This is a genomic window from Citrobacter sp. CK181, assembly GCF_030333595.1.
In the GTDB taxonomy this organism is placed as follows: domain Bacteria; phylum Pseudomonadota; class Gammaproteobacteria; order Enterobacterales; family Enterobacteriaceae; genus Citrobacter_B; species Citrobacter_B koseri.
Genome location: NZ_JAOWFN010000011.1, coordinates 478,390 through 499,030, shown reverse-complemented (window position 1 = coordinate 499,030; position 20,641 = coordinate 478,390). Strand labels below are relative to the sequence as shown.

Here is a 20,641-nt window from a genome sequence, read left to right as displayed (position 1 = left end):
TGGAACAAGGAGACAGACATGAATAATAAGGGTGCCGGCCTGACCCCGTCTCAGGCGCTGGATAAACTGGACGAACTCTACGAGCAAGCGGTTCAGGCTCTGCGTAACGCAATTGGTAAGTATGTTGAAAACGGGGAGCTTCCAGACATTACAGCCCGAAATAATGGCCTTTTTGTTTACCCATCGCTTTCCGTCTCCTGGAGCGGCAATGCGACGAATCCCCCCAAGACCCGCGCCTATGGCCGCTTTACCCATGCTGGCTGCTACACCACAACCATCACCCGTCCTGCGCTGTTTCGCCCTTACCTTGAAGAGCAATTAACGCTGCTGTATCAGGATTATGACGCGCATATTGCGGTTGAACCGTCCCATCATGAAATTCCGTATCCTTATGTCATTGACGGTTCCGAGCTGTCGCTTGACCGCTCCATGAGCGCCGGATTGACGCGCTTTTTCCCCACCACTGAACTGGCGCAGATTGGCGACGAGACCGCAGACGGTTTGTTCCACCCCGGTGAGTTTTATCCGCTCTCTCACTTCGACGCGCGCCGTGTCGATTTCTCGCTGGCGCGACTGCGTCACTACACGGGGACGCCAGTTGAACATTTTCAGCCCTTTGTTCTGTTTACCAACTACACCCGCTATGTAGACGAATTTGTGCGCTGGGGATGCAGCCAGATTCTGGACCCGGACAGTCCCTATATCGCACTTTCCTGTGCTGGCGGGATCTGGATCACCGCAGAAACCGAGGCTCCCGAAGAAGCCATCTCCGATCTGGCGTGGAAAAAACACCAGATGCCAGCCTGGCACCTGATTACGGCTGACGGCCAGGGGATTACGCTGGTGAATATTGGCGTCGGGCCGTCAAACGCCAAGACTATTTGCGATCATCTGGCGGTACTGCGCCCGGACGTCTGGCTGATGATTGGTCACTGCGGCGGCCTGCGTGAAAGCCAGGCGATTGGCGACTATGTGCTGGCGCACGCCTACTTACGTGACGATCATGTGCTCGATGCCGTACTGCCGCCCGATATTCCCATCCCCAGCATCGCAGAAGTTCAGCGCGCACTGTATGACGCCACAAAAATGGTGAGCGGTATGCCTGGCGAAGAGGTTAAGCAGCGGCTGCGTACCGGTACGGTCGTCACCACCGATGATCGTAACTGGGAGTTACGCTACTCCGCCTCCGCATTGCGTTTCAACCTGAGCCGCGCCGTCGCCATTGATATGGAAAGCGCCACAATTGCCGCCCAGGGCTATCGCTTCCGTGTACCTTACGGCACGCTATTGTGCGTTTCCGACAAACCGTTGCACGGTGAGATTAAACTTCCCGGCCAGGCTAACCGTTTTTATGAAGGTGCGATTTCGGAGCACCTGCAAATCGGCATTCGCGCCATTGATCTGTTACGCGCAGAAGGCGATCGCCTGCACTCACGTAAACTGCGCACATTCAACGAACCGCCGTTCCGTTAAGGCATGAAGGTGTCTATGAGCAACCCAACTCCCCTTTCCGCCCTGCGTAATCTCCTGATTGCACAGGGGCTGGATGGCATGATCGTTCCTCGCGCCGATGCTCATCAAAGCGAGGACTGCACGCCACACGATAATAAACTGGCCTGGTTAACGGGCTTTAGCGGTTCTGCCGGACTGGCGTTAGTGCTTCGCGACCGCGCATTGCTGTTTGTGGATGGCCGCTACCAGGTTCAGGCCCGCGCCGAAGTCGATCGTAATGATTTTGAAATTCATCACCTGCATAACGAGCCGCTTGCGGAGTATTTGCAGGAACAGGTTGCCTCCGGCGCACGTATTGCCTTCGAACCTCTGCTGATGGTCAACAGCCAGTTTGAGACACTCTCAGCCACCCACTGCGAACTGGTGGCGTTAGACAGCGATCCGTTCGACGTTGTATGGCAAAACCGCCCCGCCGCCCCCTGCGGCATCATCCGGGAAATGCCCGTTGAAATCAGCGGTGAACGCAGCACGCAGAAACGCGCGCGCATTCTCGACGAACTGGCAAAACAGCAGGCGGATTACCTGCCGATCACCCTGCCGGATAATATCGCCTGGATGCTGAACGTGCGCGGCAGCGACCTCAACATGGTGCCTGTTCCTTTCTCGTTTGCGTTATTGCACCGCACGGGCGAACTGGAATGGTTTGTTGATGAAAAGAAAACTCAGCAGTTACCTGCAAGTTTGCTCAGCACGCTGACCATTTCCCCGCCGGGTGAGTTCCTTGCACGCTGTCAGCAACGCGCGGCCGGAAAGCGTTTCCTGGTTGATAAAGATTTCGCCCCGGTCGCCCTGCGCTTCGCTATTGAGCAGCATGGCGGTGACGTCATCTGGTCAGCAGATCCGATTACGCTGATGAAAGCGCACAAGAACGAAACCGAGCTGGCAGGATACCGCGAATGCCATGAGCAGGACGGCGCCGCCTGGGTTAATTTCCTCGCCTGGCTGGCGCACGAAGTGCCGCTGCGTGAAGCCGCAGGCAATCCAATAACGGAGCTGGAAGCCCAGGAAAAACAGCGGGCTTATCGCCAGCAACAACCGGGATTTCTTGAGCAGAGCTTTAACACCATTTCTGCATCGGCAGGCAATGCCGCCATGTGCCACTATCATTCAAGCGAGAAAACAAACGCGCCAGTCACAACCCAGGAGATGTACCTGAACGATTCGGGCGGTCAATATCAGAATGGTACGACAGACACGACCCGTACCCTCGCATTTGGGCCGCAGGAGCCGCAGCGTCGGTTACACTACACCGCTGTGTTGAAGGGCTTTTTGTCGCTGATTACCCTGCAATTCCCCAGCGGAACTCAGGGACACCAGCTTGACGCCTTTACCCGCCGGGCGCTTTGGGATCTTGGTCTGGATTACGATCACGGTGCGGGACACGGCGTAGGCCATCAGCTATTGATTCATGAGCAGCCACACCGTATCGCCAAAAAAGTGAACCCCTGGCCGCTGGTGGCGGGCAACATCATTACGATAGAGCCGGGCTATTACCTCGCCGGACAATACGGTATCCGCATTGAAAATCAGGTCGAAATTATCGAAAGCCGTCCTGGTTTCTGCAAATTCTCCACACTGACGCAGGTGCCGATCGACTTAAGTCTCGTGGAATTGCATCTGCTTAGCGAGGCAGAAAAACTGTGGATTGATGAGTACCATCAGCAGGTAAGAGAAACATTATCCCCTCGCGTAGAAAGCAACGCCCGCCCGTGGCTGTTCGCCGCTACCGCTCCCATACGGGTGCGCGCAAATTAACCCTGTATGCTGAAAACCAAAAGCCCGCTAAAAGTGGGCTTTTTGGGTAGAGGGTCGGGTTTGTGCCAGGAGCGGACATTGCTAAGTTCCCGCTGGAGTATTTCTCAAGACCGAGTCATGGGAAAGAACATCGATGATCCTCGAAACACATTCATCACTGGATAATCTGCTCGAGTCTAGAATGAGGTGTTCTCTGTTCCATGGTTCATAAGTCAAATCAGTGACATCTTTCCAGGCAGGGTTAACCCCTCTACTTCAGACACTCTGGTTTCTACTCGTTTACGATGTTCTATCTTATCGGAGCATATAATCTCAATTTCTAAAAAGCCGGTTCTTGCAGATAAAGCGATTTCTCGATAGGCATCACGGATTAACGCCAGTAGGTTGACTGAGTCAGTGATTACTGTTGCTCCTAATAGCAGATTCTCCCTGGCGAGTGAGTAAGCAACAAAATAACCGGCAGGGCCCATTTCACGGTCACCTTCTTCGGCTTTGAGTATGGCTTGCTCAATCGTGTCAATTCGCAAGTAAAATGCGCTTAACTGCTTTGCCAAAGCCTGAGCGATCGTGCTCTTCCCGCTGCCAGGCAAGCCACTGAAGATGATTAGCATAACGTGTCCTTTAAATGATGAAACCCTGCAGTATTAAAACACAGCAGGCCTTAGATTGTGGGGTTTCGCATCGCAGCGATATGACAAGTGAAGAGTATTACTGCTCATGTTAATACCAGGCGCATCCGCTCCTCGCTCTTAGCTGACATGATTGATCGGGAAAATCTTCCGCACATATCTCCCGACTGTAACTATAAAGCACAGGTTTAAGCTCAGAAAATTTTGGTTTATTAAGTATGGATAAATGCGTAACTTGTTGATTTATACTAAGTGTAATATTGCGGATACACCAGCACGGAAAGTTAACGTGTTGACAATAAATTCGGTATCGAAAACCGTGTTAGGTACAACTCTACCGAGGTTCAAATTCCTATCTCTCCGCTATTATTCAAGAAGTTACCCTTCCTGTTGATAGTGACACATACCGTTGAGAAAAAATGGGAAAAACCAGTGAGAAAAAATAGCGCCAGAGTAATGACTGACGCTACAGTGTTAATCACATTTTTATGTTCAGGGTTGAGCTTATTTTTACCTTTCTGTCGTATACGAGAACCTGAGATTCATGGATGTTATTTGGTCTTTTCTTGTACTTCTTTTTCAGCAGCTTCAACATCACGATACCAGCGAGGATGATGTTTCTTAGCCCACCGTCGACTGACTTTTCCTTCGATCATGCCGGTGATGGAGCCTTTCACCCAGAACGCCATATACATATGAATCAAAATAGCGTGGATCAGCACGATAGCCGCAGTTGCGTGAATCAATAAACTCCAGCGAACGACGACGATTGGAAAATAATGGGTAAAGTAAGGTCGCCAGATAATGACACCCGTCACCAGTAGTACAAAGATCAGGCTCATGATGCTCCAGAACATCATTTTCTGTCCGGCATTATATTTCCCGACATCCGCGACTTTATGTTCATTTCCTTTCAGTACCTCGACAATACCTTTAATCCATGGAATATCTTGTTTATCAGGGATATTGTGATGGACAAAACGGACGAACATAAACATCAGTACGACGAAGATCAGCACGCCAAAGAAGGGATGCAATATCCTTCCCATCTGCGGTGTACCAAAGGTTTCGGTCAACCATTGCAGAGTAGGGAAGAACAGAGCGATACCAGAAAGCGCTACCAGAAAGAAACTGATTACTACTGTCCAGTGACAGGCACGATCAATGAACTTCGTTCTCAGGATCATTTTGCTTTTACTCATGAGCGTTTTCCTCATCATCTGTCTCTTTGTTGGGCCCAATCCCTACATAGTGGTAAATCAGCCCAGCAAAGGTAGCGATAAATCCAGCAGCGGAAAGCGGTTTGAGGATCCCTTTCCATAGATTCACCGGGGTAGCAATATGCGGATCGTTCGGTAAGTTATGGTAAAGTTCCGGCTGATCGGCATGGTGCAAGACATACATCACATGAGTACCGCCCACACCTTGCGGGTTGTACACACCCGCGTTGGTGTATCCGCGTTTTTTTAGTTGTGTTGCACGGGTTTCCGCTACGTTCAGCATCTCTTTCTTGGTGCCAAACTGGATGGCACCTGTCGGGCAGGTTTTCACACAGGCTGGTTCCTGGCCGACGCTGATCCTGTCCACACAGAGCGTGCATTTATAGACACGATTATCTTCAGGGTTCAGCCGTGGGACATTAAACGGGCAACCGGCAATACAGTAACCACAACCGATACAGTGCTCAGACTGGAAATCGACGATACCGTTGGCGTACTGGATGATTGCTCCTGCAGACGGACATGCTTTAAGACAGCCAGGATCCGCGCAGTGCATGCAGCCATCTTTGCGGATCAACCATTCCAGCTTCTCATTCTGGGTGGTTTCGCTAAAACGCATCACAGTCCAGGATTTGGCACTGAGATCTGTAGGGTTGTCATATACACCGTTGCAATATCCGACGTCATCGCGGATGTCGTTCCATTCGGAGCAGGCTACCTGACAGCCTTTGCAGCCAATACAGGTCGTGACATCAATGAGTTTTGCCACTTCGGCACGAAAATCCCGTGCATGCGGCGGTGGAGTAATATTGTTGGTTGCAGAGCGTTTAATAATATCTTGTGATTGCATAGCCATTAGATCCTCCCTTACGCTCGCTCAATGTTAACCAGGAATGCTTTGTATTCTGGTGTTTGTGAGTTGGCGTCGCCGACGGATGGCGTCAGCGTGTTAGCGAGGAACCCTTTGCGTGTAGCCCCTTCAAATCCCCAGTGGCATGGGATCCCAATTGTATCCACCTGCCTGCCGTCAATTGTCAGCGTTTGCAGGCGTTTGGTTACAACGGCTTTCGCTTTGATAAAACCACGTTTGGACATGACCTTCACTGTGTCGCCTGCCGTAATCCCCTTCTTGCTCGCCAGCGCTTCGCCAATTTCGACGAACTGATCAGGTTGGGCGATGGCGTTCAGAAGAGCATGTTTAGTCCAGTGACGGAATAGCTCGGTAATCGAGTAAGTGGTCGCGACGTATGGGAAAATGTCAGATTTGCCCATATTAGCGATATCTCCAGGGTAGATGCGCGCAACCGGACTGGAAACAACATCCGGATGAAGCGGGTTGGTACCAATAGGTGATTCAATGGGTTCGTAATGTTCCGGGAATGGCCCGTCGTTCATTTTGTCGAGAGAAAACAGACGTGCGACACCTTCCGGATTCATGATAAAGGGCCCAACGTTACTGCCCGGAGCGGCCTGACTGTAGTCCGCCACATCCATTCCGGTCCATTTATTACCGTCCCAGTGTAGAAGGGCCCGTTTGACATCCCATGGCTTGCCGGCAGGGTCAGCTGAGGCGCGGTTGTAGAGAATTCGGCGATTTGCCGGCCAGGACCATGCCCAACCTGGCGTACAGCCCAGACCATACGGATCGCTGTTATCGCGATTGGCCATTTGGTTACCTTGCTCGGTCCAGCTTCCACAGTAGACCCAACAGAAGCTGCTGGTCGAGCCATCATCACGAAGCTGAGCAAAGCTGCTCAATTGTTGACCTTTCTTCGCGATCAATTGCCCTTTATCATCGTAGAGGTCTGCCAGCGCTATTCCGTTGGCTTCGCGGGCAATTTCTTCCGGATGTGGGTCATACGGGTCTTTATAGTTCCAGTTAATGCTCATAAGAGGTTCTGGATTCGCACCGCCTTCCTGTTGGTATAGCTCACGCAGACGCATAAACAGACGGCCGAGAATTTTGCCATCATGCAACGCCTCACCCGGCGGTTCGGCCGCTGCCCAATGCCACTGTAACCATCGTCCAGAGTTAGCAATTGAACCGTTCTCTTCTGCAAAACAGGATGACGGCAGGCGGAACACTTCTGTCTGGATATCTTCCGGTTTAACCTCGTTCATTTCGCCGTGGTGCTGCCAGAAGTTAGATGATTCGGTAACCAGTGGATCGATAACCACCATATACTTCAGCTTCGAAAGTGCGCGGGACGATTTGTTTTTATCGGGAAATGCAGCCAGTGGATTGAAACCCTGAACGATGTAGCCGTTTATTTTGCCTTCCAGCATCAGCTCGGCCTGAGTCATCACGTCATAAAGACGATCCCATTTAGGCAGCCAGTCATAACCCCAGCTATTTTCCGCAGTTGCATGATCACCCCAGAAGCTTTTCATCATGCTGACAAAGAACTTCGGCGTATTCTGCCAGTAGTTCACTTCATTTACGCCCAACGCAGGTGGGGTAATTTGCGAGATATAGGTCTGATAGTCCGGCTGTTTTTCGGAAGGCAGCGGCATATACCCGGGGAGGTTGGTCGACAGCAGGCCAAGGTCAGTATAGCCCTGAATGTTTGAGTGGCCACGCAGGGCGTTTACGCCACCGCCAGCCATACCAATATTGCCCAACAGCAGTTGCAGCATTCCGGCCGCACGAATGATCTGCGCCCCGGCAGAATGGTGTGTCCAGCCCAACGCGTACAGAATAGTCGCGGTGCGGTCAGGTACGCTGGTGCTGGCGAGAATGTCGCAAATACGATTGAAGTCCTCCACCGATGTTCCGCACAGGCGACTCACCATTTCCGGGGTGTAACGATCGACATGAGTTTTGAGTAAATTCCAGACACAGCGGGGATGACTCAGCGTTTCATCACGCAGGGCATTTTCCTGCTCATCAAGCTGATAGAACCAACTCGATTTATCATATTGCCGTTTTTTAGGGTCATAGCCGCTGAATAATCCGTCATTGAACTGATAGTCTTCGCGGATCAGTAGAGCAGCATTGGTGTAATGGAGTACGTATTCGTACTGTACGCGCTTGTGTTTCAGCAGATACCGAATGACACCCAGCAGGAACGCGGTATCCGAACCCGCACGGATCGGTGCATAGAGATCGGCAACAGCGGCGCTACGGTTAAAACGTGGGTCGACCACCACAACGGTGGCGTCATTTTTGGTCTGTGCTTCAACCACCCATTTAAAACCAACCGGGTGAGCTTCAGCCGCGTTGCCGCCCATAATCAGCACCACGTTGGCGTTTTTAATATCCACCCAGTTGTTGGTCATTGCGCCACGACCAAACGTTGGTGCCAGCGCAGAAACGGTTGGACCATGGCACAGACGAGCCTGGCAGTCGATGGCGACCATCCCCAGGCTACGGGTAAATTTGTCGTCGAGGATACCGGTTTCATTGCTGGCTGCCGAAGAACACAGCATGCCTGTGGTCGTCCAGCGATTGACGGTCACACCCTGCGCGTTTTTCTCGATGAAATTAGCATCGCGATCATCCTTCATTAACCGCGCGATACGGTTGATGGCATCATCCCAACTGATACGTTCCCATTTATCAGAACCAGGGGCGCGATATTCGGGATACTGCAGGCGTGTTTCACTGTGAATATAATCCAACACGCCAGCACCTTTCGGACACAAAGAACCGCGGCTGACCGGATGATCAGGATCACCTTCAATGTGGTAGATGCTTTCTTTGACGTTTTTAGCTGTATCGCCAAGACTGTACATCAGCATGCCGCAACCTACTGAGCAATAAGTACAGTTATTACGAGTCTCTTTTGCTTTTAAGAGTTTGTACTGACGTGTTTCCGCATGAACGGAAAAAGATGATAAGAATCCGAGAGATGCAACAGTTGTTCCTGCCATACCACCCGCGCAGATTCGAAAGAACTGCCTCCGGCTGAGCTCCATTTTTTCTCCAGCTTAAACTTAAGACATGAAAAAGTTCAGTTATTGTAAGGTTAAATCGAATGATAAACCATTAACTTTTAGTGGTTATTGACATGATGAAATATTGTTTTTTTGATCTCGAGGGGGATTGCCAGGTAAAGAGTTGAACTGATATCTGATGATGGAGAAGCGCTAGAAGGGTTGGCGCTGGATGGTGTCGAACTATTGGGCATCGTGACATACTTCATCAACCGTAGGAGTAATGATAATTGCCCGGTGATCTGACATCGATTCGCGTCGGGATAATACCCCCGGTTTTACCGCAACAATACCTCGCATAAAAAACCAGCATAACAGGCTGGTTCTTAAGGGGAATTTTGGTCGGCACGAGAAGATTTGAACCTCCGCCTCCTGGCACCCTATAATGGAGCTGAAGGCTGCTATGTGCCAATAGCGGACCTTACCCACTGCAGTATTTACCTGACTGAGATCCATTCAGTAATGGTTAACGCCAACGCCTCAGGCTGTTCGAACGGAATCATATGACCGCAATCCTTGATGGTTCTCAACGATGCATCAGGTATGGCATCGACCAGCTCCTCTGCTTCCTGCATGGAACGGATGGCGTCATCTTCACTGGCAATAACCAGTGTGGGACAACCTATCGTTGCTGAAGGAATACCTTGTCGGGTTAAGGTCGATTGCGTAATGAAGGCTTCAAATCCGAGACAACGTCCCATTTGCTGGATAGTTGAAATCATATCCCGATCTGATGCGTTTAGGGGGTGCAGTGACCGGGCAATAGCATGGCTGCTCAGCCCCTTAAACGTTGCGGGTGACAATGACTGCACGCTTTGCCACTTTGATTCCGCCTCTAATGGCGTATCTTCCCGTAACGAACTGGCAATCAGTACCAGGGACTCCACACGATCCGAAAAATCTGCAGCAAACTGCCGGGCAATGTACCCTCCCAGTGAAAAACCTATCAACGTAAATTTGTCTGGCAGACAGGTACTCATATGCTGCGCGATATCATGGAGGGTTAGTCCTCCGGTTACGGAAGCATGATGAACAATACAGTTTGCTGGCAGGTATGTTTCAAATTCACGCCAGAGCATTTCATTCAGCATATACCCGGGAATTAAAACGATCGTTCGTGGCGTTAGACTCATAGCACTTGCTTAAATGTATCGGAGGATTAGCTCAGAACGGTTTAAAAATATCTGACCAGGGCTGAAACGACAATCCCAAGGGTGATAGCAATTAAAGGTCTTTTAAAAACCAGCATCACGACGGCCGTGGTCAATAATGCCATCTGAGCGCCTTTGTCGCCTGTGAGGGCAACGGGGGCTAAAATCGCCACGAGAACGGAGCCTGACATCCCCTGAATAAAGGCTTTTATTCGGTTATTAAAAGGCACAAAAGACATAATCCAGACACCACCCCATCGGGTAACGAGGGTGACCAACGCCATAACAAAAATAATAATAAGAGGTCCTGTGCCTACCGTCTCAATACTCATTTTTTCTCTCTCATGATAATTCCAGTAATACCTCCGGCGAGGGCTCCAGCGATCACATGACTATTTTCTGGTAACCATTTATACGCTATCAGCGAGGCACTGGCCGCTGCGGCCCAGATAATCCACATCCTCAGGTTTCTTTCCCCTTCGAACACCATAGAAAGGAGAAAACACCCCATGACCATATCAAGACCAGCGCTTTTGGGATCCTGGATAACGCTCCCGAAATACAGTCCTGCCAGGGTTCCTGCTCCCCAAAAAAGCCATAACGCAAGACCGCCACCAAAGAGTAATCCCAGCCCCGCGCTTCCCCTGCTGAATGCCTGTATGGACATGGCCCAGTTAGCATCGGAAACGACCATCATGATCCCGTAGCGTTTAGCGGGTGTTAACGCGCGCAACCACGGGTATAAAGTGGCCCCCATTAACAGATGCCTGGCATTAATGGCAAAAACGGTGGCGATAAGGGTTAATACAGGAACCTGATCGGTCCAAAGCTCTAAGGTGGCGAATTGAGCATAACCGGCAAAAACCAGCAAACTCATCATTGTCGCCGACGTCGGGTCCACTCCTTTCTGCGATGCGGCCAGGCCAAAGGCTGCACCAAAAATAGCGACAAACAGTGAAACCGGGATAAGCTGCCGAAAACCATCCCATATCAGCGAATGATTAAGTTGAGACAAATCGGGCTGGTGATGCGTCATCCGGGACCTCATGAACTTCATAACAGTGAAAGCAAACAGGGGCCACTATGACAGTGTTGTGGAATCGATAAAAACGCATAATAATTGATGTTAATATTTGATTACCGAATGCAAGGCTCAAAGGTGCATTATCAAGACCTCCAGATGGACTGGCTTAAATGTTTTGTCGCGGTAGTGGATGCGGGATCGCTTTCGGCTGCGGCACCTGAAGTCCATCGCTCACAATCTGCGGTCAGCATGCAACTTAAAAAGCTGGAATCTGCATTAGGGTGTCAGCTATTACTTCGCGGTCCTCGTCAACATCAACTCACGTCTGAAGGTCAAAAACTGCTGGGATATGCCCGAAGGATACTCGACCTTCATGCTGAAACGCAGGCCGCATTTCACGGTAAGGAGTTAACAGGGCGTATTCGTCTGGGGGTCCCTGATGACTATGCAGCAAAATACCTTACCCCTGCGCTGAAGAGATTTGCCCCTAACTTTGGGTCAGTCGAGATCGAACTGAGCTGTGAGCAATCAACGTCTTTAATTCCCCGCGTTGAGGTCGGCGATCTCGATTTGGCACTGGTTTCCCGGGAACATCCCAACCAGGGCGCGTTACTGTTTTATGAACCGATGGTGTGGGTGGGTTCTCCACAGTTTGAGGTCTGGCGGCGCGATCCATTACCCATTGCGGTTTATGAAAGTACAAGCCTTGCTAAACGTAGTGCTATCAACGCATTAGCACTGCAGGGGCGGAGATATAAGGTGGTGTATAACAGCTCCAGCCTGTCAGGGCAGATTACCGCAGTGGAAAGTGGACTGGCTGTTGCGGTGCTGACCCAGTGCAGCGTGCCGCCTCATCTGCAAATTCTTGGCAGTGAACATCTTTTGGGGCCTCTTGAACCCATGGAAGTCTCATTGTTCAGAAGCCGTACTTCCCAGGGTTCTCCTGCAGTGGATAGTTTGTACGATTTGCTCCTCAGGACATTACGGGTCAGAAAAGTTGAAAGTTGAGACGATTTTTAGGTGCCTCAACGTCCGCTCATCGCTCATAGCAGACTGTTCACTTACGTCAGACTGTTTTGCGTCAAAACGGACGCTACGATTAACCATTTTCTGCCTCTGGCGATCTTAATCGGCTCATAATTCGAGCCGATTAAGATACATGATTACACCGTCGGGATGGTGCCGCCATCTATCACATATTCGGTGCCGGTGATGGTGGCAGCATGAGATGACGCGAGGAAAGCAATGAGCTTCGCCACCTCAATGGGCTTTGACGGACGACCAAGAGGAATACCCCCGAGTGCATTCATGATGATTTGCTTACCGCCTTCGTAATCCGTTCCCGCCTGCTTCGCCAGTCGCTCTGCCATCGCTACCGAAGCTTCGGTTTCGATCCAGCCGGGCGCAACACGAACCACACGGACCCCCTTCGGGGATACCTCTTTCGACAGGCTCTTGCTGTACGCCGACAGCGCAGCTTTTGCCGCCGCATAACCGGTGGTCGATTCCGGTAACGGCAGTTCACGCTGGATAGAGGTGACGTGAATGATAACCCCGCTGCCCTGCGCCAGCATCCCTGGCAGCAGCGCACGATCTAAGCGTACCGCTGGCAGCAGATTAAGGTTGAGTTCCTGCTGCCACTCCGTTTCGCCCAGTGCTGCAAAACCACCTCCAGGTGAGGTAGAACCGCCCGCAACATGGATGATGGCGTCGACACCGCCCAGATGCTTCTGAACGGCTTCAGCTACTGAAGCACACCCGTTGACCGTGGTCAGGTCCGCCGCCACGAAGGCGTCGGCGATACATTCTGTGGGCGTATGACGCGCGGTGGTTAACACCCTGGCACCCAGTTGCTTTAATAATCCAACGACCGCTTTGCCGACGCCTTTGGTGCCGGCAGTAACCAGTATGCGTTTGTCCTGAAAATCAAGATCTAACGACATCAGATAATCTCCAGTGTGTTGATCTTGCCGCCGACCAGGCCGAAAGCATGCTTAAGCACTATCGGGCTGCCGGGAAAATTACCGACGACGTTTGAGGTGACTGTCACCCGGTGGCCTTCGGTGAGGAACTGAACCGGCTCAACGCTGTAGTCAAACGCGGCCTGTGCGGCACGTTGCCATGCCTCGATCGCTGCGTGTCCCTTATGCGTTTTACCTTCGTCTGTCACGACAGCATCGGCAGTAAAACAGTGCTTAACGTTGGCAATATCTGCTCCGTTGCTGATCGCGAAATAGTCAGAAATAGCGTGCGGTAGGGCTAATGACATGGCGCTTTACTCCCGTTGTTTACAGTACAGGAATTTTCAACATAGACTGTGAAATTGACAAGTACGCACGAAAAAGTGAGCAACTGAATTATGAGTAAGTTATACACTCCAGAATCTGCCGCAAGCGGCGTGGAGCATGTGCTGCGACTGCTGGAAGGTCGCTGGAAATTAATTATTCTTTTTCATCTGTTCGATGGAAAAGTACAGCGCTATTCCGATTTTGAAAAACTGATCCCGGGTATTTCACAGAAGATGCTGGCTCAGCAACTGCGACAACTGGAAGCCGACGGCATCGTATCACGCACGGTGTACCCTCAGGTGCCGCCGAAAGTGGAATATCGCCTGACCGAGTGGGGGCAAGAACTGTGCCCGGCCCTTGATGCAATGCTGAAATGGGCGGAAAAACGCGAGGATTAGTTGTCACCGGGGCCTTTTTGTCGTGAGCGAAAATTACTGATATCTGGTTTTCGCTCGTAGCAGCCCCTGGGGCACAATACACTGTTATTGTGTCCCCAGAGACAATGTTGACGTAGTTCTTGCGACACGTTCCATATGATTGAAGTAAGACTATGGAGAAGTTAAAGTGACAGTGAGTTGATAACCTCCCCTCCCCCAACGGCCCCCTGGTCTGATGGACATTTATCACCCAAACTTAAGCCAAAGACATGGTCTGCGTGGGCATTGTGCTTTACACTGCGCGCTGTAAAAACTGAGTAGATAAACGATTAACCAGGCGGTAAGGCGATGAACGGAACAATCACAACGTGGTTTAAAGATAAAGGTTTTGGATTTATCAAAGATGAAAACGGTGATAACCGCTATTTTCATGTGATTAAGGTTGCCAACCCTGAGCTGATTAAGAAAGACGCGGCGGTGACTTTTGAACCCACCACCAATAACAAAGGCTTGTCCGCTTATGCTGTGAAAGTCATCCCGGAAAGCAAATACATCTATATCGCGGGCGAGCGCCTGAAGCTCACGTCGATCAAGTCTTATCTGGTTTACAGCGAAGAAGTGCCAGCCGATACCCGAATTGATAAAGAAAACGCGGTGCTGTCTGTGGGCGTGCTGATGAGTAGTATCAGACCCAAATCAGCCGCAAAGCCCGGTGAAATGCGCTCGCTGAGAAAACTGGCAATCACCACCTTCCAGGGAACGACGTTAATCTTCTCGGAAGATGAGATAGACATAGAGGCCACGGTGAAACTGCTCAAGTAATTCATCTGAATCCCGTGCCGGAATACTGCGCCATTCATAAACAGAATTCCGGCTCGCGTGCGCCAGGTACAGACGCAAAAATTACGGGTATAATCACATACATTATTCAACGGTTTCAGAAACGAAGATGACAAAACTCACCTTACAAGAGCAGATGCTAAAAGCGGGATTAGTAACCAGTAAAAAAATGGCCAAAGTCCAGAGAACGGCTAAAAAATCACGAGTTCAGGCGCGTGAAGCAAGAGAGGCTGTGGAAGAAAATAAAAAAGCGCAACTTGAGCGTGATAAACAGCTAAGCGAGCAACAAAAACAAGCGGCTTTATCTAAAGAATATAAAGCGCAGGTGAAGCAACTTATTGAAATGAATAGAATCAGCATTTCAAAAGGCGATATTGGTTTTAACTTCACAGATAATAACTTAATTAAAAAAATAGATGTGGATAAGGCGACGCAAGCCCAGTTGATTAATGGCCGCCTCGCCATTGCGCGTTTGGTTGTTGATAACGGTGGGGAATGTGAATACGCGATTATCCCCGCAAGCGTAGCCGATAAAATTGCACAGCGAGATGCTAACAGTATCGTCTTAAATAGTGCGCTTAGTCAGGAAGAGCAGGACGAAGAAGATCCGTATGCTGATTTTAAAGTGCCTGATGATTTGATGTGGTAATCAACGTTTGTCGATCAGCGTCCGGCGTGCCGGGCACTGAAAGAACTGAATGCCGATGACGGAAAGCAAAAAGCCCGCTAAAAAGCGGGCTTTTCTAAATTTGGCTCCTCTGACTGGACTCGAACCAGTGACATACGGATTAACAGTCCGCCGTTCTACCGACTGAACTACAGAGGAATCGTGTGAACGGGGCGCATATTAACGACGCCAACGAGCATTGTCAAAGCCTGAATGCACAAACACGTTCGTTTGCCGAAATATTCTTCATTTCGTTGGAGATTCAGGCTGAACGGGCGATTTTATGCGCTCTTCACGCTCAGGACGCGGGTATTTCCATAGCCAACGACCACTGACCATACGCCAGTAAAACAGTGCGGCGCGCACCGCCCAGTCAAAGAACATCCCCAGCCAGACCCCGACAACGCCCCAGCCAAGCACAATCCCCAGCGTATAACCCGCAACCACACGGCAGCCCCACATCCCCAGCATCGAAACCCACATTGCAAAACGTGCGTCCCGCGCCCCTTTAAACCCTGAAGGCAACACCCAGGACGCAGACCAAATCGGCATAAACGCCGCGTTCAGCCAAATCAGAACCACGACAACATCTTTTACATCCTGATCGTGGGTATAAAACGAGGCCATCAGTCCCGCAAACGGCGCGCTTAACCATGCAATCGCGGTCAGTCCAATGGTAGATAGCCAGAACACATGACGAAGCTGAATCTCTGCCTGGGAAATCTGACCATTCCCCAGTCGTCGGCCAGTGATGATTGTCGATGCAGAACCCAGCGCGTTTCCGGGCAGGTTGATCAGCGCGGCAATTGAAAAAGCGATGAAGTTACCGGCAATAACGCTGGTCCCCATCCCCGCCACGAACATCTGCGTTAACAATTTTCCACCGTTGAACAAAACAGATTCGATACTCGCAGGGATACCAATCCCCATCACTTCCCAGATAATGGTAAAGTTCAGCGGCTTAAAATAGCTCTTCAACGTAATACGCAATGCCGGGTTAAAACCAATCATCAACACCCAGATAATGGCGACGGCTCCGATATAGCGAGAGATGGTCAGCCCGAGTCCTGCCCCGACAAAACCCAACCCCTGCCAGGAAAAAACGCCATAAATCAGGACGCTGCTGATCATGATGTTAAGAATATTCATACCGCCATTGATCAACAGCGGAATTTTGGTATTTCCGGCTCCACGCAATGCGCCGCTGCCAATCAGGGCGATGGCCGCAGCGGGATAGCTGATCACTGTCAGTTCCAGGTATGTCAGCGCCAGAGCCTTCACCTCGGAAGACGCCTCCCCGGCCACGACATCAATAATCTGTTCGCCAAAATAGTGAATAACCGCCGCCAGCACGATGGCAAAAAGCGTCATGATCACCAGTGACTGTCTCGCGGCGGCCCTGGCGCGACGACGATCGCGTTTTCCCAGGCTAAACGCCACAACCACGGTTGTCCCCAGATCGATAGCAGCAAAAAACGCCATAATGACCATGTTGAAGCTATCGGCAAGCCCTACCCCGGCCATCGCCTCTTTACCCAACCAACTGACCAGAAAGGTGCTCAGCACCCCCATTAGCAGTACGCAGGTATTTTCCAGAAAGATAGGCACGGCAAGCGGGGTGATTTCACGCCAGAAAAGAACCTTATAACTCTTACGTTTGGCATACCAGGGCGTACGAGAGACGGCCTGGCGTAAGGCTGCGGAGACGTTCAAAGTGGACCTTAATGAAGAAAGTTGAAACCTCATTTCAAATAATGAGGGAGAATCCAAAAAGCTGCAAAGTTTTTTCCCTGTAAAATGTCTGCAATTGCAACAAACTGTTGAGAGAAGCAGCAATTGAACCGTCACCAGGGAAATGAGGTTTGACAAAAGATTTTTCGCCGCTAAGATAAGCCTCCACAACGATTCCTCTGTAGTTCAGTCGGTAGAACGGCGGACTGTTAATCCGTATGTCACTGGTTCGAGTCCAGTCAGAGGAGCCAAATTCTTGTTTTCATGCCGCTTTGTGAATCCCTATATGATTTAGATTCAATCAGTTAGCGTGAAAAGTCTTCCCGATGCATTTTCAGTTTTCCCTCTGCATCGGGAGAATTTGGTGGTCAGATTTGGGGTCAAGTTGGTTCGATGACGGAGTGACCCCCAAATGTCTCTTAACGACTCAAAAATCCGCAACTTAAAACCATCCGCAAAACCCTTCAAAGTTTCCGATTCTCACGGTCTGTACCTTTTAGTTAATCCAGGCGGTTCACGTCTCTGGTATCTAAAATATCGTATAAACGGCAAAGAATCCCGCATTGCACTGGGTGCCTATCCTGCCGTCTCCCTGTCTGATGCCCGCCAGCAGCGCGAAGGTATCCGTAAGATGCTGGCGCTGAACATCAACCCGGCACAGCAGAGGGCTGCTGAACGCAGAGCCTGCACACCAGAGAAGGTGTTTAAAACAGTGGCGCTGGCATGGCATAAAAACAATAAAAAGTGGTCGCAGAACACCGCTGGCCGTCTACTTGCCAGCATGAACAACCATATCTTTCCTGTAATTGGTCATCTGTCCGTCACGGAGCTTAAACCCCATCATTTCATTGACCTGCTGAAAGGCATTGAGGAAAAGGGCCTGCTGGAAGTCGCGTCCCGCACGCGGCAGCACCTCAGTAACATCATGCGCCATGCGGTCCATCAGGGATTTATCGACACCAACCCGGCAGCAAATCTTGATGGCGTGACGGCTCCCCCCATGAGACACCACTATCCCGCCCTGCCGCTGGAGCGGCTGCCTGAACTGATTGAACACATTGAAGCATATCATCAGGGCCGTGAACTGACCCGGCTTGCTGTCCTGCTGACGCTGCATCTGTTCATTCGCTCCAGTGAGCTGCGCTTTGCACGCTGGTCAGAAATTGATTTCATAAACAGAATTTGGACGATACCCGCCACACGCGAAGCCATTGTGGGTGTGCGTTATTCAGGGCGCGGTGCCAAAATGCGCACTGCTCATATCGTGCCCCTCTCACAGCAGGCTATAGCTATTCTGAAACGGATTAAGGAAATATCCGGGGCTTACGAACTGGTCTTCCCCGGCGACCATAACCCGTACAGGCCGATGTGCGAAAACGCGGTTAATAAAGCACTGCGCCTTATGGGATTCGACACGAAACAGGACATCTGCGGACATGGCTTTCGGGCAATGGCATGCAGTGCCCTGATGGAGTCTGGCTTATGGTCGCAGGATGCAGTGGAACGCCAGATGAGTCACCAGGAGCGCAACACCGTGCGTCTGGCTTACATTCATAAGGCTGAGCATCTGGAAGCCCGCAAGGCGATGATGCAGTGGTGGTCAGATTATATCGATACATGCCGGGTCGCATACGTACCACCTTTTAACACAGGGCGGAATAAAAACAACGAAGCTGCATGAACAATAACAAAAAGCTGTACCAGCATACCCTGGTACGGCTTTATTCATTTCTGATGGCTTGCCAACCCCTCCACCCCGACCCGTCGCTGCCTGTAGAAAGCTGTTACACAATAACAACACGCTTGCGCCGTCAGCCCTGGCGTGCCATTTCATTTGAGAGCAAGGATCATCCCTACTGCCCCAGCGACGAGAACGGCATCAATGAGAAGCTCGAACGTATGCGTCTGGAGTTTCTGGACGAGACGTTTCGCAATCATCGAACCGACGAACAATGCGATGCCGATGGCAAGTCCATATGTGAGGACAGGCTGCGCGAGTGCGCCCGATATACCGAACGTAGCTAGCTTGCCAGCGTAGAGCAGGATTGCGCTTGCCGCCTCTGATCCCAAAAATACGCCTCCACTCATTCCGTACCCGGTAAATACCGGCACGCTGAGCGGCCCGGTGGACAGCACGAATCCTGTCAGAAACCCGACAATCGCCCCGGCAAAACTCATGTGCCAGAGATTCAAGTGGAGGTTCGATCGTCTGATGAGACGGCGCAGCGGGATCATCGCAAGGAAGAAAGCTGCCAGGAATACCTCCACTGTGCCAGGAGAAATCGTAAGTAACGTGTGCGCCCCGAGAACAGCCGCAGGAACTCCCGCCAACGAATAGGCAAACACCGGTCGCCAACGAATCTCATGCCACCAGACAATCACCCGTCCGATGTTGCCGAAAAGGGAGGCGATCGCCATAACAGGCACAGCAATCCGTGGCCCGTACGTGGCGACGAGGACGGGCAGCATGATTAACGACGAGCCAGTGCCGACGACACCGCTGAGTACTCCGGCACCGAGAGCGACGAAGAAGAGAAGTAAGAGTGCAATCATCGGCTTTAGGATCAACCAGGGCCATCGCTCGCAGCCGCAAGAAGCGGCACCAGGATGTCGCTGATCGGCGTTGGAATGCTGTGAACCCGGCCGCGACGCGCAATGACGCCGTTGCGGATATCCCATTCAAGCGGTCGGCCAGCTTCTCGATCCGTGAGGATGGAGGTGCTCATGTCTGCAGGAGCCGCCCGGAACTTATCGAGGATCTCCTGCGGCACTTCGTCTCCGAGTTCAGCGCCCTCTGCACGTGCCACGGCCAGGCATTCCTGCAGATAAGCCAGCGTAAGCCTGGCGATATCAGCACGGCCAAACATGCCTGAGCGGCGGTGCGTGAGTGCCATGAGTCCAGCCACCGCATTCTGCATCAGCTTGCGCCAGGCCAGGGAGCTGAAATTCGCGGCCAGATCTACGGAGCACCACGTGCCTTGCAGCGCTGCGGCCACTACACGGGAAGCTGGTGCGTCTGGCACGCTGAGGCGCGCCTCACCACGCAAGCGTACCGAGCCATCGGACTGCGCTTGCGCAGGGAACCACACGACAGCGGGAACGCTCTGTCCGGGCAGAGAGTACGTAGCGAGCCTGTCCAACTGTTCGACCCCGTTCTGGAGCACGCATACAACCGTCTCCGGGCCAGTCAACGCCCTGAGCCATTCTGCTGCCGCGTCGATTTGTGTGGACTTGACTGCCAGAAAGATAAGATCAACCGTGCGAGTGATTTGTGCCGGATTCGTCTGTACCGGACCGGGTACGGTGATAAAGCGGTCGCCATCTTGCAAGGTCAGGTGATCGCGGGGAGTACGTCCACACAGCAATGGTGTGCGGTCGACTTCGTGTAACGCCGCCGCGACTGTTGTGCCGATGGCACCTGGACCTAAAACAGCAACAACTGTATTGATTTCAGTGTTCATGAATGCGGACTCCTTGCAACAGAATCTAATTACGTGGTGGTTGTGCCCTT

Annotated in this window: 20 protein-coding genes and 2 tRNA genes; 8 read left to right on the top strand and 14 right to left on the bottom strand. The window is 51.4% G+C overall.

Annotated elements, in window-relative coordinates:
* The first annotated feature begins 18 nt into the window (after nucleotides 1-18).
* Together OGW17_RS06490 and OGW17_RS06485 are read left to right on the top strand one after the other, a co-directional pair.
* Complete coding sequence (locus tag OGW17_RS06490; protein WP_071258825.1) at nucleotides 19-1,473, top strand: AMP nucleosidase; 1,455 nt, start codon at nucleotides 19-21, stop codon at nucleotides 1,471-1,473.
* Between the two features lie 15 nt (nucleotides 1,474-1,488).
* Entirely contained in the window at nucleotides 1,489-3,267 is a 1,779-nt protein-coding gene (locus tag OGW17_RS06485) for an aminopeptidase P family protein (protein WP_071258828.1), read from the top strand.
* Nucleotides 3,268-3,479: 212 nt separating this feature from the next.
* Here the strand turns inward: OGW17_RS06485 and OGW17_RS06480 are convergent, their stop codons facing one another.
* The 7 genes from OGW17_RS06480 to OGW17_RS06450 all read right to left on the bottom strand — a co-directional run bounded on the left by OGW17_RS06480 (nucleotide 3,480) and on the right by OGW17_RS06450 (nucleotide 11,239).
* Nucleotides 3,480-3,878: a P-loop nucleotide/nucleoside kinase family protein gene (locus OGW17_RS06480; RefSeq protein ID WP_306685497.1), complete on the bottom strand. Its 399-nt coding sequence runs from the start codon at nucleotides 3,876-3,878 to the stop codon at nucleotides 3,480-3,482.
* A gap of 569 nt (nucleotides 3,879-4,447) precedes the next feature.
* Nucleotides 4,448-5,098 carry a formate dehydrogenase-N subunit gamma gene (gene fdnI, locus OGW17_RS06475; RefSeq protein ID WP_058669333.1) on the bottom strand — a complete coding sequence of 217 codons (651 nt, stop codon included), beginning with the start codon at nucleotides 5,096-5,098 and terminating at the stop codon, nucleotides 4,448-4,450.
* Nucleotides 5,091-5,972 carry a formate dehydrogenase subunit beta gene (gene fdxH, locus OGW17_RS06470; protein ID WP_047462820.1) on the bottom strand — a complete coding sequence of 294 codons (882 nt, stop codon included), beginning with the start codon at nucleotides 5,970-5,972 and terminating at the stop codon, nucleotides 5,091-5,093. The genes fdnI and fdxH overlap by 8 nt, the downstream gene beginning before the upstream one ends.
* An 11-nt stretch (nucleotides 5,973-5,983) precedes the next feature.
* Nucleotides 5,984-9,034 carry a formate dehydrogenase-N subunit alpha gene (gene fdnG, locus OGW17_RS06465; RefSeq protein ID WP_072025323.1) on the bottom strand — a complete coding sequence of 1,017 codons (3,051 nt, stop codon included), beginning with the start codon at nucleotides 9,032-9,034 and terminating at the stop codon, nucleotides 5,984-5,986.
* 455 nt (nucleotides 9,035-9,489) lie between these two features.
* The gene (locus OGW17_RS06460) at nucleotides 9,490-10,185 is read right to left on the bottom strand and encodes an alpha/beta fold hydrolase (protein WP_071258831.1); all 696 of its coding nucleotides are present in this window, start codon (nucleotides 10,183-10,185) and stop codon (nucleotides 9,490-9,492) included.
* Nucleotides 10,186-10,226: 41 nt separating this feature from the next.
* On the bottom strand, nucleotides 10,227-10,535 hold the full coding sequence (locus tag OGW17_RS06455; protein WP_047462811.1) for an AzlD family protein: 309 nt from the start codon (nucleotides 10,533-10,535) through the stop codon (nucleotides 10,227-10,229).
* Nucleotides 10,532-11,239 carry an AzlC family ABC transporter permease gene (locus OGW17_RS06450; protein ID WP_047462808.1) on the bottom strand — a complete coding sequence of 236 codons (708 nt, stop codon included), beginning with the start codon at nucleotides 11,237-11,239 and terminating at the stop codon, nucleotides 10,532-10,534. Before OGW17_RS06450 ends, OGW17_RS06455 begins: the two co-directional genes overlap by 4 nt.
* 144 nt (nucleotides 11,240-11,383) lie before the next feature.
* Between OGW17_RS06450 and OGW17_RS06445 the strand changes: the two genes are divergently transcribed.
* A complete protein-coding gene (locus tag OGW17_RS06445) occupies nucleotides 11,384-12,235 on the top strand; it encodes a LysR family transcriptional regulator (RefSeq protein WP_225622019.1) in 852 nt (283 codons plus the stop codon).
* 155 nt (nucleotides 12,236-12,390) lie between these two features.
* Here OGW17_RS06445 and OGW17_RS06440 read toward each other — a convergent pair whose 3' ends face one another.
* Nucleotides 12,391-13,170, bottom strand: coding sequence for an SDR family oxidoreductase (locus tag OGW17_RS06440; protein WP_058669334.1), 780 nt, complete (start codon nucleotides 13,168-13,170; stop codon nucleotides 12,391-12,393).
* Complete coding sequence (locus OGW17_RS06435) at nucleotides 13,170-13,496, bottom strand: nuclear transport factor 2 family protein (protein ID WP_047462801.1); 327 nt, start codon at nucleotides 13,494-13,496, stop codon at nucleotides 13,170-13,172. The genes OGW17_RS06440 and OGW17_RS06435 overlap by 1 nt, the downstream gene beginning before the upstream one ends.
* Nucleotides 13,497-13,586: 90 nt before the next feature.
* Between OGW17_RS06435 and OGW17_RS06430 the strand changes: the two genes are divergently transcribed.
* The 3 genes from OGW17_RS06430 to OGW17_RS06420 all read left to right on the top strand — a co-directional run bounded on the left by OGW17_RS06430 (nucleotide 13,587) and on the right by OGW17_RS06420 (nucleotide 15,381).
* Entirely contained in the window at nucleotides 13,587-13,913 is a 327-nt protein-coding gene (locus tag OGW17_RS06430; protein WP_012131813.1) for a winged helix-turn-helix transcriptional regulator, read from the top strand.
* A 327-nt stretch (nucleotides 13,914-14,240) separates the two neighbouring features.
* The gene (locus tag OGW17_RS06425) at nucleotides 14,241-14,714 is read left to right on the top strand and encodes a cold-shock protein (RefSeq protein WP_012131811.1); all 474 of its coding nucleotides are present in this window, start codon (nucleotides 14,241-14,243) and stop codon (nucleotides 14,712-14,714) included.
* 127 nt (nucleotides 14,715-14,841) lie between these two features.
* Nucleotides 14,842-15,381, top strand: a complete 540-nt coding sequence (locus tag OGW17_RS06420; protein ID WP_012131810.1) for a DUF2058 domain-containing protein — start codon at nucleotides 14,842-14,844, stop codon at nucleotides 15,379-15,381.
* 101 nt (nucleotides 15,382-15,482) lie between these two features.
* Here the strand turns inward: OGW17_RS06420 and OGW17_RS06415 are convergent.
* The 3 genes from OGW17_RS06415 to OGW17_RS21590 form a co-directional block, all read right to left on the bottom strand.
* Nucleotides 15,483-15,558, bottom strand: a tRNA-Asn gene (locus tag OGW17_RS06415).
* Between the two features lie 87 nt (nucleotides 15,559-15,645).
* Nucleotides 15,646-17,145 carry an EmmdR/YeeO family multidrug/toxin efflux MATE transporter gene (locus OGW17_RS06410; protein ID WP_060816098.1) on the bottom strand — a complete coding sequence of 500 codons (1,500 nt, stop codon included), beginning with the start codon at nucleotides 17,143-17,145 and terminating at the stop codon, nucleotides 15,646-15,648.
* Between the two features lies 1 nt (nucleotide 17,146).
* Nucleotides 17,147-17,299 carry a DUF5951 family protein gene (locus tag OGW17_RS21590; protein ID WP_153258860.1) on the bottom strand — a complete coding sequence of 51 codons (153 nt, stop codon included), beginning with the start codon at nucleotides 17,297-17,299 and terminating at the stop codon, nucleotides 17,147-17,149.
* Between the two features lie 6 nt (nucleotides 17,300-17,305).
* Between OGW17_RS21590 and OGW17_RS06405 the strand changes: the two genes are divergently transcribed.
* A tRNA-Asn gene (locus tag OGW17_RS06405) sits at nucleotides 17,306-17,381 on the top strand.
* A gap of 161 nt (nucleotides 17,382-17,542) precedes the next feature.
* Nucleotides 17,543-18,811: a tyrosine-type recombinase/integrase gene (locus OGW17_RS06400; RefSeq protein ID WP_112217369.1), complete on the top strand. Its 1,269-nt coding sequence runs from the start codon at nucleotides 17,543-17,545 to the stop codon at nucleotides 18,809-18,811.
* A gap of 149 nt (nucleotides 18,812-18,960) precedes the next feature.
* Here the strand turns inward: OGW17_RS06400 and OGW17_RS06395 are convergent, their stop codons facing one another.
* Together OGW17_RS06395 and OGW17_RS06390 are read right to left on the bottom strand one after the other, a co-directional pair.
* Complete coding sequence (locus OGW17_RS06395; RefSeq protein WP_097734725.1) at nucleotides 18,961-19,683, bottom strand: sulfite exporter TauE/SafE family protein; 723 nt, start codon at nucleotides 19,681-19,683, stop codon at nucleotides 18,961-18,963.
* A gap of 11 nt (nucleotides 19,684-19,694) precedes the next feature.
* Nucleotides 19,695-20,591, bottom strand: a complete 897-nt coding sequence (locus OGW17_RS06390) for an oxidoreductase (RefSeq protein ID WP_057630161.1) — start codon at nucleotides 20,589-20,591, stop codon at nucleotides 19,695-19,697.
* Nucleotides 20,592-20,641 lie beyond the last annotated feature (50 nt).